Annotated in this window: 11 protein-coding genes and 1 pseudogene; 6 read left to right on the top strand and 6 right to left on the bottom strand. The window is 40.3% G+C overall.

All coding sequences use genetic code 11. The annotated features are described in order from the left end of the window. Positions 1 to 70: 70 nt before the first annotated feature. The 5 genes from DTA23_RS28340 (at position 71) to DTA23_RS01995 (ending at position 8,383) form a co-directional block, all read left to right on the top strand. Positions 71 to 1,381 carry a SusC/RagA family TonB-linked outer membrane protein gene (locus tag DTA23_RS28340; protein ID WP_370445044.1) on the top strand — a complete coding sequence of 437 codons (1,311 nt, stop codon included), beginning with the start codon at positions 71 to 73 and terminating at the stop codon, positions 1,379 to 1,381. Between the two features lie 21 nt (positions 1,382 to 1,402). Then, the gene (locus DTA23_RS02010) at positions 1,403 to 2,722 is read left to right on the top strand and encodes a RagB/SusD family nutrient uptake outer membrane protein (RefSeq protein WP_088160372.1); all 1,320 of its coding nucleotides are present in this window, start codon (positions 1,403 to 1,405) and stop codon (positions 2,720 to 2,722) included. Positions 2,723 to 2,795: 73 nt separating this feature from the next. Then, the gene (locus tag DTA23_RS02005; RefSeq protein ID WP_075991239.1) at positions 2,796 to 3,521 is read left to right on the top strand and encodes a LytR/AlgR family response regulator transcription factor; all 726 of its coding nucleotides are present in this window, start codon (positions 2,796 to 2,798) and stop codon (positions 3,519 to 3,521) included. A 230-nt stretch (positions 3,522 to 3,751) separates the two neighbouring features. Further along, positions 3,752 to 6,862, top strand: coding sequence for a SusC/RagA family TonB-linked outer membrane protein (locus DTA23_RS02000; protein ID WP_088160373.1), 3,111 nt, complete (start codon positions 3,752 to 3,754; stop codon positions 6,860 to 6,862). Between the two features lie 36 nt (positions 6,863 to 6,898). After that, a complete protein-coding gene (locus DTA23_RS01995; RefSeq protein WP_088163455.1) occupies positions 6,899 to 8,383 on the top strand; it encodes a RagB/SusD family nutrient uptake outer membrane protein in 1,485 nt (494 codons plus the stop codon). Positions 8,384 to 8,722: 339 nt separating this feature from the next. Here the strand turns inward: DTA23_RS01995 and DTA23_RS27410 are convergent, their stop codons facing one another. From DTA23_RS27410 to DTA23_RS01985, 3 genes and pseudogenes are all read right to left on the bottom strand, one after another. After that, positions 8,723 to 9,202, bottom strand: coding sequence for a PepSY-associated TM helix domain-containing protein (locus DTA23_RS27410; RefSeq protein WP_256602850.1), 480 nt, complete (start codon positions 9,200 to 9,202; stop codon positions 8,723 to 8,725). Positions 9,203 to 9,317: 115 nt separating this feature from the next. Beyond that, a pseudogene (locus DTA23_RS28335) lies at positions 9,318 to 9,905 on the bottom strand (PepSY-associated TM helix domain-containing protein); the annotation flags it as partial. Between the two features lies 1 nt (position 9,906). Next, on the bottom strand, positions 9,907 to 12,237 hold the full coding sequence (locus DTA23_RS01985) for a TonB-dependent receptor (RefSeq protein ID WP_112373684.1): 2,331 nt from the start codon (positions 12,235 to 12,237) through the stop codon (positions 9,907 to 9,909). Positions 12,238 to 12,525: 288 nt separating this feature from the next. On the opposite strand from DTA23_RS01985, the gene DTA23_RS01980 reads away from it, so the two are divergent. Next, complete coding sequence (locus tag DTA23_RS01980; protein WP_112374042.1) at positions 12,526 to 13,401, top strand: glycerophosphodiester phosphodiesterase family protein; 876 nt, start codon at positions 12,526 to 12,528, stop codon at positions 13,399 to 13,401. Between the two features lie 10 nt (positions 13,402 to 13,411). On the opposite strand, the gene DTA23_RS01975 is transcribed toward DTA23_RS01980, so the two are convergent. The 3 genes from DTA23_RS01975 to DTA23_RS28325 all read right to left on the bottom strand — a co-directional run bounded on the left by DTA23_RS01975 (position 13,412) and on the right by DTA23_RS28325 (position 15,487). Then, complete coding sequence (locus tag DTA23_RS01975) at positions 13,412 to 13,837, bottom strand: tetratricopeptide repeat protein (RefSeq protein ID WP_088160377.1); 426 nt, start codon at positions 13,835 to 13,837, stop codon at positions 13,412 to 13,414. Between the two features lie 101 nt (positions 13,838 to 13,938). Next, the gene (locus tag DTA23_RS28330) at positions 13,939 to 14,595 is read right to left on the bottom strand and encodes a SusD/RagB family nutrient-binding outer membrane lipoprotein (protein ID WP_256602616.1); all 657 of its coding nucleotides are present in this window, start codon (positions 14,593 to 14,595) and stop codon (positions 13,939 to 13,941) included. 1 nt (position 14,596) lies between these two features. After that, positions 14,597 to 15,487 carry a SusD/RagB family nutrient-binding outer membrane lipoprotein gene (locus tag DTA23_RS28325; RefSeq protein ID WP_256602615.1) on the bottom strand — a complete coding sequence of 297 codons (891 nt, stop codon included), beginning with the start codon at positions 15,485 to 15,487 and terminating at the stop codon, positions 14,597 to 14,599. Positions 15,488 to 15,551 lie beyond the last annotated feature (64 nt).

Below are 15,551 nucleotides of genomic sequence, written 5' to 3'. Positions count from 1 at the left end.
TGGGAATGCGACCTATACTTTTGATCGGAAATACAATGTATATGCAAGTATTCGACAAGATGGTTCTAATATGTTTGGTGTTGATCCCAAATATCGTTTTCTACCGATTTGGTCTGTTTCGGGATCATGGAATGTGCTAGAGGAAGAGTTTATTAAAGGAAAAACCGCTTTGTCTGATCTCCGAGTGCGCGCGTCTTACGGTACGCAAGGAAATATTGATCGCAATACTTATCCTTTTATTGTTGGTTTTTATAATAACATTACCATGTTGCCAGGAAATAATGAAGGAACTGTATTTGTTGAGATGCCTGCTAATGATAAACTTCGCTGGGAAAAGACCCAATCTTATAATGCTGGGATTGATTTAGGCCTATGGAAAAACAGATTAAATATTACGGTTGATTATTATAACAGAAAGAGTACCGACTTAATCGATTATAGTGCAATACCTTTGGAAAACGGTTTCCAAAACGTAAAAGTTAATTGGGCCTCAGCAAGAAACCAAGGCGTGGAATTGACGATATCAAGCCGTCAGATCCAAACGGATAAATTCTCCTGGTCAACGGACTTTAATATTGCACACAATAGTAATAAATTATTAAAAGTACTCGCTGATCCAAAAGCCTATGCGCTTGAAACACAGGAAGGGCGTCCAATTAATGGCCTATACGTATTGGAAACGGCTGGTTTGGATAAAGATGGGGTGATGCAGTTCAGAAATCAGGATGGATCCGTTTCGAGCTTTGAACAGTTTTTTGGATTATATGATCCATGGGCGGAGTTTTTGCCAGGTTATATTTCGCAAACCGATATGACCGCTGCAGAATACCGTTCTAAATTTAAATACAAGGGTAGTAAAGATCCGAAGTTTATCGGCGGAATGACCAACCGTTTCCGTTATGCTAATTTTGATCTCGCAATTTCTGCTGTGTTTAATTTGGAGCGTTGGGTAAGCCGTACACCGACTTATAATCCGGCTCTGGTAGACCGTGGTCAGAATTATACAACAGATCTTTTGAAGGCACTGCAAGAGGGTGGTAATATGCCTGCTTTGGGAAGCATAAGTTCTGAATTCAATGATCGCTGGATGGCCTATGCTTGGTTGGAAAGCAATGATCCAATTAAATCATTCAATCTCTATGATATCTGGGCAAAGAAAATGAGCTATGTCCGCATCAATAGCATTCGTTTAGGTTATACACTCCCTGCTGCATTAAGTAAAAAAATTGGTACAAGCAATTTACGCGTGAATGTAGAAGGACGTAACCTATTTGTCTTTGGAGCAAATTATGACGGATATTTTGATCCTGAAACTTACGGTAATTATTATGCACAACCGATCAGCAAGTCTTTTGCCTTCGGTCTGTCAGCGAGTTTTTAATTCTTTTAATTGATTTATAACATGAAAAAGATAGTTTATTTTGGAATGATCATGGCAGCCAGTGCATTGAATTCCTGCGATAAATATTTAGATATAAAACCGGTAGGGACGGTTATCCCTACTTCGGAAAGTGATTTTAGAGGTTTAATGACAAGCAGTTATGCAAACTTTCCTGCACATAAGTCCTATTTGTCCTTGCGGACAGATGAGCTATTGTTGGATGAAAGTTCGACTGATGCCGCTAGAACCAAAGATATTTATCTTTGGAACGATCAAAATCCTGATCCGACAACAATTGCTTATCCCTATCTGACATTTTATAGTAGTATTTTTTATACCAATCAGGTCATTAGTACAATCGATGAAAAGTTGGCTAGCAATGCAGCAGTGGACCAAATCAAAGGAGAAGCTTATCTGATGCGTGCTTATGCTCATTTTGAGTTATTAAATCTCTACAGCGAGGTCTATTCGGCGAGTAATGCAGGGCTTCGGGGCGTTCCTTTATCGACAAAGATTGACCTGGAACAACGTTTTGTACCTGTGACCATTGGAGAGTCTTATGCGCAGATCCTGGCTGATATGGGAAAAGGGACAGCTTTACTGACTGTGGATGATCAGGCAAAAGGTGTTAATTATCGCTTTAGCAAACGCGCTGCTTTTGCCATGGCCTCACGCGTTCATTTATATCGCGGTGAGTGGCAAGAAGCAATTGATGCCGCTAAAAAAGCTTTGGTTATAAATGACAAATTGGTTGATCTCAATGCTGCTGGAAGCCTACTTCCGAATGATTTTGAATCAGCGGAGATGATTATGGCTTTGGAAAAAGTATCTGTTCCTGGAGTACGTACAAGTTCCTTTATTTCACCGGCCTTGTTAGACAGTTATTCTGCAGGCGATTTGAGAAAAGGTCGTTACTTCCAAAAAAGTGGGGGCGATTATGTATCCCTCAAAGGTGGGGACAACCGTTTTAATGTGAGTTTTAGAAATGCTGATCTTTATTTGACGTTGGCCGAATGTTATGTTCGTCTGGGAAATACAGCAGAAGCATTAAAATATCTGTCTGCTTTAAAGAAAAACAGATTTACCGCAGATGCCTATGCCAAAGAAACTAAGGCTGACGCAGGTTTGTCAAAGGAGCAATTGCTAGATGCGGTTCTGCTGGAACGCAAGCGTGAACTGGCGCTAGAGGGATTACGGTGGTATGATCTAAAACGGACGACAAGACCGGCGATCACACACAGTAGTTTCGGCAGAACGGTAACACTGCAGCAGAACGATCCTCGTTATGTGATACGTTATCCACAGGAAGCAATCAATAATAATCCCGATCTGTTGAAATAATCTATTTTTTTAAATCCTATATATATTAATCCATTTTCTTTTTAGGAAATGGATTTTTTATTACATTCAACCCATGGGATGGAAAATACTGATTGTCGAAGACGAAGACTGGGCTTTTGTAGGCTTAAAGGAGATGTTAACTGCGCGCTATGGAGAAAGTGAACTGACCTTTACCAATGCAAAAGAGGTTCAGGAAGCGGTGGTGACAATCAATAGAAATCAATTCGATCTGATTTTTATGGATATCCACCTGATGGATGGGCTGAGCTTTGAAATTTTTAAGCAGGTATCTATCGATGTGCCGCTTATTTTTACGACGGCTTACGAACAATATGCCTTGGAGGCCTTCCAAAATAGAGGGTATGCCTATTTGTTAAAACCTTTCGACAGCGACGAGTTGACTGAGGTCATGAAACGTATCGAACCGCTACTACCTAAAGTAGAACCTCGGCTCAAACAGCGTTTTTTAGTGAAATATGGTAATTTTTTAAAGTCGCTGGCCATTGCTGATATTGCTTATTTTATGGCAGAAGACAAAGAGTTGTATGCTGTAGAAAAAGGATCTGGAATTGCATATATTATTGAAGATACCATCACTCATCTCGTTACACAGGTAGATCCAACAGTTTTTTTCCAGATCAATCGTAAATTTCTTGTTCGAATAGATGCGATTCAATCCATGTTAAAAATTAGTCGAAATAGAATCAAATTAGCGTTAATGCCCTCAACTCCAGCGGGAATTGTAGTCATTGTTAGTGAGGAACGATCTCCGAAGTTTCAAAAATGGCTTGATCAATAATAGTAAGTTAGCTTACTAAATGACTTTTATAAGCTTAGTTTTTAATTTTAAGTACTTTATTTATAGTGTTTTGTGTTTTAGCGAAACAAAATCTATTAATTCAATAGATTTTGTTATATATTTGCGTTCCAATAAAAACTACTTATTCAGTAGATTTTATTGGAATGCAAGGAGCCACTGTGTTTTTTGTATTTAATCACACTTAACTTATTTAGTAAAGCATTCTTACGATGTACGCAAAACTTAAATACATTCCTATTGCTGCGATAGCATTATCAGGTGTCAATATGAACAGGTTGTATGCTCAGCAGCGGGCTATACAAGGAAAAGTTGTTGATGCCAAAACCGGTCACCTACTTCCTGGAGTAAATGTTCGCATTTCGGGGCAAAATCAAGGAACCTTAACGAATTCAAAAGGAGAGTTTACAATCAATGTCACAGGTGACGTATTACCTGTATTGGAATTTTCCTTTGTAGGTTATGAATCTCAACAGCTAAAAGCAACAAGTACAAACTTAACATTGTCCTTGAAACCCTCCAGTACAGATCTGGAAGAAGTGGTGGTGGTGGCTTACGGTACTGCCAAACGTACAAACATAACGGGGTCGGTCAGTACGGTGAGCAGCAAAGCTATTGAAAATAGACAGGTATCAAATATTACGAAGGCCCTGGAGGGACAGGTACCGGGCTTACAGTCCGTAGCGTCCTCGGGACAGCCAGGTACTGAAGCAGCCATCCGTATTAGGGGTATCGGCTCCATTAATGCCTCCAGTTCACCTCTGATCGTGTTGGATGGTAGTCCTTATGCCGGGGATATTAACTCCATCAATCCGAATGACATTCAGTCTATCTCTGTTTTAAAAGATGCAGCATCAAGTGCACTTTACGGATCCAGAGGGGCGAATGGTGTGATTATTATTACTACTAAGTCTGGTGTGTCTTCCGACAACACCAAGATTAATCTCAATTTTACACAGGGCTATTCAACCCGTGCAGTTCGTGACTATGACCAGGTATCGACCGATGAATATTTTCAGCTCTATTGGGAAGCTTTGAGAAACAAAAACCTGTCAAATGGCCTTACAGCAGAGCAAGCGGCGTCCAACGCAAGTAAGACCGTATTGACAGATTTAAATATCAATCCGTATGGCAGTCAATACCCGCAGCCGGTCGGAGTAGATGGTAAGTTGGTTGCCGGAGCTAAGACACTATGGGATGATCCATGGACCGACGTATTGCAACGTACGGGAGTGCGTACACAAGCAGATCTAGGGTTTAGTGGTGGTAGTGCCAAAAGCACCTATTATATTTCGGGTGGTTATCTGAACGATCAGGGGATAGCGATTGAATCTGGATTTAAAAGGTACAACCTGCGCGCAAATCTTGACAGCAAAGTGAAATCCTGGTTAAATGTCGGTCTCAATATAGGTGGTAGCAGTACACAACAAAAATATCCGCAGTCTGAGGACAGCAATACGGCAAACATTATAAATTTTACGAGACTGGTGCCATCTTTTTATCCATACTATGAGCGCAATGCGGATGGTTCATTTGTGCTTGATGGAGCCGGAAATAAGATTTACGATTTTGGAGAATATCGTCCAAGTGGTGCAACACCACGTAATAATTTAGCTGCTTCTCTTCCTTTGGACAGAAATGATATCCGTCGGGAAAATCTATCTGCCCGGACTTATCTGGAAGTGTTGTTTTCCAAAAATTTAAAATTTAAGTCGACATATAATGTTGATTATATCAACGGGAATACACACGACTATACCAATCCTTTGTTGGGAGACGGTGTGAATACGGGCGGGTATGTTTATCGTTCAAATGTGCGTACCGTAGCGCAGACCTGGAACAATTTATTGACTTATGAGAAGCAGTTTGGCTTACATTACCTCAATGTATTGGCCGGTCAGGAATACTATGATTTTAATAGTAGCAATATCAACGGTAGCAGACAGCAATTTGTGCTCCCTTACTTTGATGAACCTGCTGCGGCATCACAACTCAATAACTTCACGGGATCAAGTGCTGGGTATAGGCTATTGAGTTTCTTGGGAAGAGCGGAGTATAATTATGATAACAAATATTATTTATCGACTTCGTTACGTACTGATGGTTCGTCGCGCTTTTCGCCAGCAAAACGTTGGGGAACATTCTGGTCTGTGGGTGGATCTTGGAAGCTGAAACAGGAAGAATTTTTGAAGGATAACACAACGATTGATCAGCTGACGGTAAGAGCAAGTTATGGTGGACAAGGAAACGATAATTTAGGTACCTATTATGCTTATAAAGGACTTTATACCATTGCAAATAGTTTGGGTAAAGGCGGAACGTATACCGGTAGGTTGGCTACACCAGATCTAAAATGGGAGTCGAACCTCAATTTGAACGTAGGTGTCGATGTATCTGCATTTGAAAACCGGGTTTCATTGAGTGTGGAGTACTTTAACCGTCGGAGTAAGGATTTGCTGTTCACCATGCCGATGGCTTATTCAACAGGCTATACGGGCTATGATGCAAATATTGGAGCGCTGAAAAATACCGGTATCGACGTGGATATTCGTACTGTCCCGGTTCGAAATGAAAATTTTAAATGGAATTTAGACGTCAATCTTTCGCATTACAAAAACAAGATTACAGCTTTGCCAAAAGATAACAAACCGATCATTACGGGGAATAAGCTTTTGCGTGTAGGCGGAAGTATCTATGATTTTTATCTGCCGGAATGGGCTGGAGTAAATCCAGATAACGGTCTGCCTCAATGGTATACCGCTGATAAGGACGGTAATAAAACAGGTGAAAAAACTTCGGAATACAGTAAGGCCGGTAATTTTATTGCCGGGACTTCATTGCCAGATCTTGTCGGTGGGATTCAAAACAGTTTCACTTACAAAAATTTTGATTTGTCTGCTTTGTTGAGTTTTAGTTTGGGTGGACAGATATTAGATAACGATTATATTCAGCTTATGCATAGCGGTAATAATCCGGGACGTGCTTGGTCCAAGGAGATCCTCGAGCGCTGGACGCCTGAGCATACGCAGACCGATGTGCCTAAATTGACAACAGATAACTTGAATTGGACTTCTTCGTCCACACGTTTTCTTTACAGTGGCACTTATGCACGCCTTAAAAATGTGAGTTTGGGCTATAGATTACCTTCGGATTTATTGAAGCGGATAGGTGTAGAAAAACTTCGTGTCTTTGCAACTGCCGAAAATCTATTGACATTTTATGGTCATCAAGGAATGGATCCAGAACAGACGGTGAATGGGGCGACCTATTTTCGCTATCCGGCAATGCGAACAATCTCTGGTGGTATTCAGCTTGTTTTTTAATGCCTTATTGTTAATCTGAGAATTTAAATGAAAATCATGAAACTAAAAATTATATATATCATATTGGCGCTCTCTCTAGTGAATGCATCATGTAAGGATGCGCTTGAGTTGGATCCGACCACTTCTGTGCCGGAAGGTGAAGTGTTTAAAAATACCGACAATGTTGCTACGGTGATCAATGGTACCTGGAGGTATTTAAATGATACCTATTTTACTTATGCCAATCCAGGTTATACGGCGGTAATGCGTACAAGTGATGCAATGGGAAGTGATGTTGCGGTGACGACCAAATATGGTTATCGCGATGCGTATGCATTTACCGAATTAACAAACAATCGTTCTAATCGCGTTAATTCTTTTTGGATAATGCTGTATAAAGTGATCGATAATATGAATAATGTGATCGCGAAAGTGGATGGAGCTGAGGGATCTGTCGAAACCAAGAATGTATTGAAGGGAAGAGCGAAAGCATTGCGCGCGTTTTCTTATCTAAACCTGGCGACTTTTTACCAGTTCAGTTATCTGAAAGATAAAAATGCCAAGTCTGTTCCGATCTATACCGAACCCAGTACATTGTCGACTGAAGGAAAATCAAGGTCAACACAGGAAGAAGTGTATGAACTTATCTTGAAAGATCTCAAAGACAGTGAAAGCTTGTTGGCTTCTGCTAGTAGAGCGGATAAATACGAAATCAATGCGGATGTCGTGTATGGTCTGCTTGCGAGAACCTATTTGCAGGTAGGCGAATGGAAGCTAGCCGCTGAATATGCTGAAAAAGCAGCTCAGAAGTATAATTTAATGACTCCGTCAGATTATCAGGCAGGTTTTAATGATCTTGGAAATAGCGAGTGGATTTGGGGACATCAGCAGACTAACGAGCAAAATGTGGCAAGTTATACATTTCATTATTTGGATGTGTCGTCAGCTGGATCTTATTACTATAGTTTTATGGCCGATCCTTATTTTAAAGATTTATTCGATACCAGTGATGTGCGTTACGCTTTATTTGAATGGGATAATTTACCTGGTCGGGAAGGTTTCCTACGGTATAAGAAGTTTAAGTTTAAGTCCAATTTAATTGGAGATATTGTATACATGCGTGCTTCTGAAATGGTTTTGATTGCGGCTGAAGGTTATGCAAGAGCTGGTGAAAACGATAAAGCGGTAGCAGCGCTGAATAAATTACGGACGGCTAGAAACGCTAAGCTGTTTTCAGGAAATGATAATGGACAATTAATTGCTGCCATTCTTGTTGAAAGACGCAAGGAACTTTGGGGTGAAGGATTTGCTTTGTCGGATATTCTTCGGACTCAGGGAAAGGTTGTGCGTAAATCCTATCTTGATGCTGAGGGAAAACCTATTCAAGTAGAAATTGTGGGTGCAGACGGTAAGCCTAAGCTGGTTAATGGTCAAGGGCACCGGATTATTAAATTTCCTGATGGTTCTAATTTTGTAGAAAACAGTCCTTATTATTTGTTTGCTATACCATACGAAGAGACGGTGCGAAATCCGAATCTTTAGTATGTTTTTGTTGGTTTGTTATTGAAGAGATCCGGTGCACTTCTGTGTATCGGATTTTCTTTTTTTCTCACGCGACTTTCTTTTTTGGCTGTGTGCTTTGCTTCCTTTTGTTGAAGAATGCTTCCTTTTTTTAGTGTTGCCCTGTTTGCGCGGCTTAGCGTTGGGATCTTCTCGGTTTAAAGACTGTCGTCTTTTTGTCTTGTATGTTGTTTTTTCAGATGGTGTATCGCATTCCTATAAATTGCACAAGAGATGGTGTCGGTAAATAGGGTAAGGGTTAGTTTTCCACATTATGTTAATAACGCTGTTGAAAACCTGTTTAAAAGAAAAATGCAGTTATTAACAGTACTTATTAACATTATGTTGATAACCTTTCTTTTTCTTCTTTTTGCTTTTGTTCATCCAGATGATATATCCTGTGATGGGCAAGGAAGCACAAAAGAGACTAGCTAGGCAAGCGATAATTTTTGTTGTGAGTCCACCGATGCCACCGGTATGAATATCATAGTTAAGTGCACCGAGCTTATCCCCATACTGCAATTCGTTGCTGGATTTGACTGCCGTAAGACTGCTGTCTTCTTTATTATAATAAAGCCAATCAAATACACCGCTTCGTTTTTCATGATGTCTCACCTGTATATCCATCGCTGTTTCGGTTTCTTTTTTTAGTCGGATCGACATCATTTCAGCATCCGGATAATTTGTCAAGGCATACCGTAGCGCATTGTCCTGAAATTTCTTTTCCACAGGAGGCAAGGGGATAGGGGAGCTGTGTGTGGAAGAAGCTGTTGGCGACTGCAATAAATTGAATGTTGCGATATAGGTCTTTTTGAAATCCGGAAAAGCAAAAGCGAGGCCCGTAATGGCAAAAAATCAATCCGATAAATAAACTGTAAAATCCGATGACATTGTGGAGGTCGTGGTTCAGTCGCTTCCATTTTACTTTGGTATCTAACCAAAAACTGCGCTTAAGATTCTTGCCCTTCCATTTTTTTGGCCACCAAAGAACAATGCCACTAAGTAAGATAAGGACAAAAATGGCCGTTGACCAGGCGACGATAGGATGGCCATATTGCTTGCCCAAGAGGAGGTTTAGGTGAAGCTGAAGCACCAGTTGAAAGAATTCTGTTTTTGAATTTTCTACTTGCTGTACTTGACCAGTATATGGATTGATGAAAACGCGTTTGTAATAGCGGTAATAATTCCAATGGCCAAATGCTTTTTCGTCCGTTTTTATGGCACGAAATACCCAGGTACGATTCTTCGAAGGATAGAGATCAACCCGCGTGATTTTTTGATTTTTTTCGAGGCTTTTCTGTGCGCTGTAAAGAAGTGCGCTTAAAGGTAGCGGAGTTTTTGAGTGGTTGGTTGTATCGGAGATAAAATATTTTTCAGGATAAGCCCAGAGCTTGAGCTCATCCTGAAAGGTGTATATGCTGCCCGTCAGGCTTAGGATGAATACCACAACTCCGGTGATGATTCCGAGCCATTTATGCAACCAAAGAATGACGGTTTTAAACATATTAGAATTTGTAGTTGATGTTAAATGAGGCCAGCATACCTTGTCCTTTGACGTATTCTTCATTTAAGGCACGGTATTGACTGACAACAGGGTAATAGTTTTTATTGAATAAGTTCTTTACCCCCATGCCGATAGACCATTGTTTGTTTACTTGGTAATTTCCGTTTAAGTTAAATAGGTCAACGGTCTTAACGGGGCCTTCGCTGTTTTTGTATACGCCTTTATCGTTTGGAAGAAAGCGATCCCGGGACCCGGTATGCACCCAAAAAAGCTGAAAGGTTAAGGGTTTTATCGGAGTATAGTAGATGTATCCCGTTGCTTTGTCTGGCGAGATACGTGAGCCATTGAGGTAGGATTTTGATCCATCGTCTTTTTTTGACTTTCCTTCCACATAGGCATAGGTTCCACCGATGGTCAATTGAGGCGAAATATTAGCGCTCAATGCAATTTCGTACCCATACACATCTTCTGGAAGGCGTTGTGGCATCAGGTAACCACCAATATCCACTAGTTCAACGCCCATTTTGGAAGTACTGTAGTAATAAGATGCTGATAGCTGGAAAATGCTGTAATTGCTTGAGAAACCGATTTCGTAATTATTGGTGATAATAGGGTCGGTTTTTAGGCTATCTAAATCATTATCTGTTGCCCGACGTACAATACGACCGAGTTCATTGATTGCGAAACCTTGTGAGAAACTTACGAAGGGATTAAAGATCGCGAATTTGTTGTAACGCAAACCTGCATTGAAGGTCGCTCCTTTGTAGGGGATATTACCTCCTTTTACGGCAATACTTCCTTCGTTGTTGGGCCCTGTAGCAATGGTATTGAAATCCTTTATTTTGACTGTTGCATTTTCATAACGTACACCGCCTTTAAAGATTAAGTTTTCTAGGAAATCAATTTTTACCTGGGCGTATGGAGCAACGTTTAACATGTTCATATAGGGAATATAGACCCTGCCGTCGGTCAGATTTTGATCTGTTACATCATTTAGTAAATCTACACCATAGGTGATATCTGCATTTGAACCCAATACCTGAAAAGGTGTGTTTAAGTTAACGCGTAAGCCTTTTTTCTCCGAATTGATTTGTGTTTGTCCTGGACCATACCATGCAGAAGCTTTCTCGACATAACGGTTCATGGATCGAAATGTATTGTAGTATGCAGAAGCAGTTAAAGATGTCGACGCGAATAGATTACTTTTAGTATAGGTCAACATGGCATTGTGGTTATATGGAGTTCCAGCAGGTTTACCTGGATCTTCGCCTTTCACGCCTATCGTTGGCGTTTGACCATATACACCTGTTTGGCTGATGTATCTGTTGTGTTGGTTACTTCGGTAGAAGTTGTATACTGCCGTAATATTGGAACTGCTATCGATACGGTACCCGACTTTTAGAAACGCATTGTATTGATAGGTGTTCGAAAGACCGTCTGTCTGACCGAGGGGAACCCCGTCACCATCGCGTTGCAGACCAACGTAATCGGCGGATCCACTGACGGTATAATTCCATTTATTTTTTTGTCCGTATAAAGTTTGTCCTATGCGATAGCCCATGGTACCGGCGCTATGAACTGGATTGAAAGTAGTTCTAACACTTGTGATCCCTTGTATCGGAGCTGCGTCTTTCGATGGATTGCGTGTAATGTAGTTGATAATACCGCCTGCGGAGCCATTTCCATAGATAGATGTAGCACCTTTGATAACCTCAACCCGTTCGATGACACTCGGGTCAATGGTCCGAAGATCACGTTGTCCATTCATCAAAGGCGTTGATTGTGGAATACCGTCGATCAAAACAAGCACAGATCTCCCACGAAGTGTTTGTCCGGAGTTTGTCGCTTTATTGGTCGATGTTCCAAGACCGGGGACAGTATTCCCTAAAATTGTTGAAAGATTGGTGCTGATTTGGCTTTGGGCCTCAATTTCTTTTGTGGTCAAGATCGTTACTGAAGAAGGGACAGTGGAGATGCTTTCCGGCTTACGTCCTGCTGTTACGATAATCTCATCTAACACTTGGGTAGAATTAAGCTGAACTGACAATGGACGTTGAACGGTATCTAAATTGACCATTTTTTCAACCGTTGAAAAGCCTGTATATGATACCCGCAATTGAATCGGATTATTCGAAGGTCTTTTGGCAAAAATGAATTGTCCAAGTTGATTAGAATAGCCGACGCTTTTTCCGTCAACTTTGATATTCGCTTGGCTTAATGGTTTATTGTCTCTGTCTTTTACGATAAGGGATAATTCTTGTGCATGTAGCTGAGCACTTAAAAGCAAAAGAATTCCACTGCTGAACATCATATATCGTGTTCTGTTTTTCATGGTAATTTATTTAGATCAAATATAAATTAATGCGCAAATATAGTTTATTTTATAGTTGTGCCAACAGCTATATTATATTTTTTTTAATTTTTAGAGATGGTATACAGTGATTTTCAGGAGAATTTGATATTGCAGTAAAAGCTTGATTCCTTAAGGTTATGTTTATACGTGGATTGGTGGTTGATATGAATTGAATGTTTTGTTAACGATTTATTGATCTTGGTTGATTAATTTAGGATGTTATTTTTTGTGGCTCAAGCTTATATATTTGAACGTAATTATAAATTAATGAGTAGAACATTTTTTGCTTTTTTTCTTTTTGTTTCGTCGTATTCAGTAGTCGTCGGACAAAAAATCCATTCACTTGAGTTTGCTTCTCCAAAGGCGATGCGTGATTATTTTACCTATGCTAAAGATAAAAAAATTGTAAGTGGTCATCGGGGAACGATGGAGGCTGGACTTCCTGAAAATTCGATTGCGGCATTTGAAGCCGTATTACGAAAAACACCGGCTATTTTTGAAATCGATCCGCGTTACACCAAGGATAGTGTTGCTATTTTGATGCACGATGCGACATTGGATAGAACCACAAATGGAAAAGGAAAAGTATCTGACTATACCTGGGATGAACTGCATAAGCTGAAATTAAAGGATCAGGCTGGAAATATTACCCGGTATGGTATTAACACACTTGATGAAGTCATTCAATGGGCAAAGGGTAAAACCATCCTCAACTTAGATAAAAAAGACTTACCATTGGCGGCCACAGCAGCAATACTAAAAAAATACAATGCCTACAGTTGGGTATGGGTTACGGCACATAATACTGAACAGGCAGCGTTTTATTTGGCGCAGAATCGAGAACAGTATATGTCCATGCATATTAAAGATCAGGCTGCATTGGAAAAATTTAAATCTTCTGGATTACCCTACGACCGTATGATTGTCTATATTGGGCCAGAACTAAAGGATTCCAATCAGGCGATGTATCAATTCTTCAACAACAAAGGTGTGATGTGCATGATTTCAGCGGCGTCTACCTACGATAAGTTGCAGACAAAGACAGAACGCGCCGAAAAGTATAGGGCCATATTTGCGGAAGGAGCCTCCGTTCTTGAGTCGGATCTCCCTATGGAAGTCGGTGAAGTAATCGATTCGTTTTAACGGATTATGATCAATCCAAATCGATATTGTCATCTAAAAATTTAAGATACTTAGGCGATTCATCTTCGAAAATGTCTCTTCCTTCCATCATATAGGCGCGAAGAAGATATTCCTGGGCAGACTCGCTATTATTGTCTTCCAAATAGCACTGTCCTAAGCGCAGCATGATAAAGGGGTTTTCGTAGGCATTTTCGATAATGTTTTGTTTTGCCTTTTCAAAATGAGAGAGGGCATTGTCAAAATCGTCCAGTAAGAAAAAGGCATCTCCTATGGAAGCTTCGAGCCAAAGACTTTCCGCATGAACATGTTGTGGACTAGGGACTAAATCAAGTGCTTCGGTCCACACCCGGATCGCCGACTGGTAGTTGCCTTCATCACATTGGATGTTTCCTTCCTCGCTAAGTTGGTCTATTCTGTCTAATGTTTGATCGTCCATAACATTTTATTCTTTAGAGTGCTATACGAAGATAAGAAATATAATAATAAAAAACACCTGAAGCCTAAGCCTCAGGTGTGAGCTGATTGAAATAACTAAGTTTATTTATTCCACCATAATTTGGTGCTTATCACATCGTCTCCTTGTCGTGAAAGTGCACTTTGATAATTCGTCTTATTGGTACTTTGTTCTTTTAATGGGTACACCAAACGGCTTGGGATTGTGTTTCCTACCTCAGGAGTGAACGTATATGTAACAGGTTTGCCTTCTACTGTTCCGGTCCATGTAATATCACCTTTTTTGATTAGGAATAACGGATACCCTGTTCTTCTGATTTCGGACCAAGATTCGATGCTTTGGTTGAAAAGTGCTAAGTACTTTTGAGAAAGCACATTTTCCTTATTCGCAGCAGGAAGTTTACTCAAATAGGTTGCTACTTCATCAGAAGACACGGACCATTTTTCAAGAGATGCCCGAACACCCTTTTCGTAATTAGATTGATCCCAGTTGTTGTTTTCAGCTAAAATGAAAGCAACTTCCGCATATTCTACAAGTACTTCCCCGTAATCTGCAGCATTGATAATGTCACTCGGTAGTGATATTTTGTCTACAGGAAATAGATTGCCCGCTGCTAGGGGGAGACCATAGGGTTGGCCGTAGTAAACATTTCCTGAGCTTGTCGGTTTAGCAAATTTTGATAGACGTGGATCTGCAATTTTAAAGGGGCCACGACTGCCCTGTAAAGTCTCAATAATCACATTAGAAATTGCAAAAGTCTTTTCGATTGGCAGTTACCGTTGCTCTAAACAATGGTGCTTCATTTGGTGATGTTTTGGAGTATTTAAATACCGCATTATCATTGTTGGAGGTGAATACACCTTTTTTGATGGCATCGGCGATATGTGTCGTTGCCAAAGCGGCATCTTTGCCTTTGATCCGATTCGCAACACGTAGACGTAACGAATTGGCGAATTTTGCCCAGCTACTATTTGATCCTTTATAAATAATATCAGCTGTTCCGAAAGTCGTGGCTGTTGGATGCTTTGCTAATGTATCAGCTGCCTGCTGTAATTCATTGAGAATGTCTTTGTAGATTTTCTCTTGACTTGCATATTTTGGCGTTAGGTTATCCGGATCCTGCTGTAGCGCTTCAAAATCTGCATCTTTATTGCCATAGGATTCATAGGGAATATCACCAAAAACATCTGTTAGCGATTGAAAAGCGTAGGCCTTGAGTATTCTTGCTATCGCAATCTGATTGGTATTTGTACCAGCTGTTCCCGCTGCGGCAATCGCTTTGGTGGTTTCATTGGTATTAAGCTTAATAATTTCATTTAAATTATTAAGCGATTTATAGGTCGCAGTCCAATAGTTGTCTGAATAGCTTGTTGGTATTTGATAACGAGATTGGTCCGTATAAATGTTCTGACTGAAATACTGTGCAAATAATTGAGCACCTCGTAGGCTTACTTCTTCACTTCGTAACGCATTGACTAGCTGTTTTTCGGCGGTCACTAGAATCGTTGGCGTTGTAACAGAAGCAGGTCGATTTGGGTCTGTATTGATATCGCTAAATGTGGATTTGGAGCACGAAGTAGCAATAAGCGATAGGCCGATGAATGAAGTATGTAGTATGTTTGATATTTTCATCTGTGTATATTTATTTATAAGTGCTTGTTCTGATTATCGATGAATCTGTTGCACTTGGGTTATC

This window comes from Sphingobacterium multivorum (assembly GCF_900457465.1).
Classification (GTDB): domain Bacteria; phylum Bacteroidota; class Bacteroidia; order Sphingobacteriales; family Sphingobacteriaceae; genus Sphingobacterium; species Sphingobacterium multivorum.
Note: the sequence above shows the minus strand (reverse complement) of the source record. Positions and strands in the feature narration are given on the sequence as shown.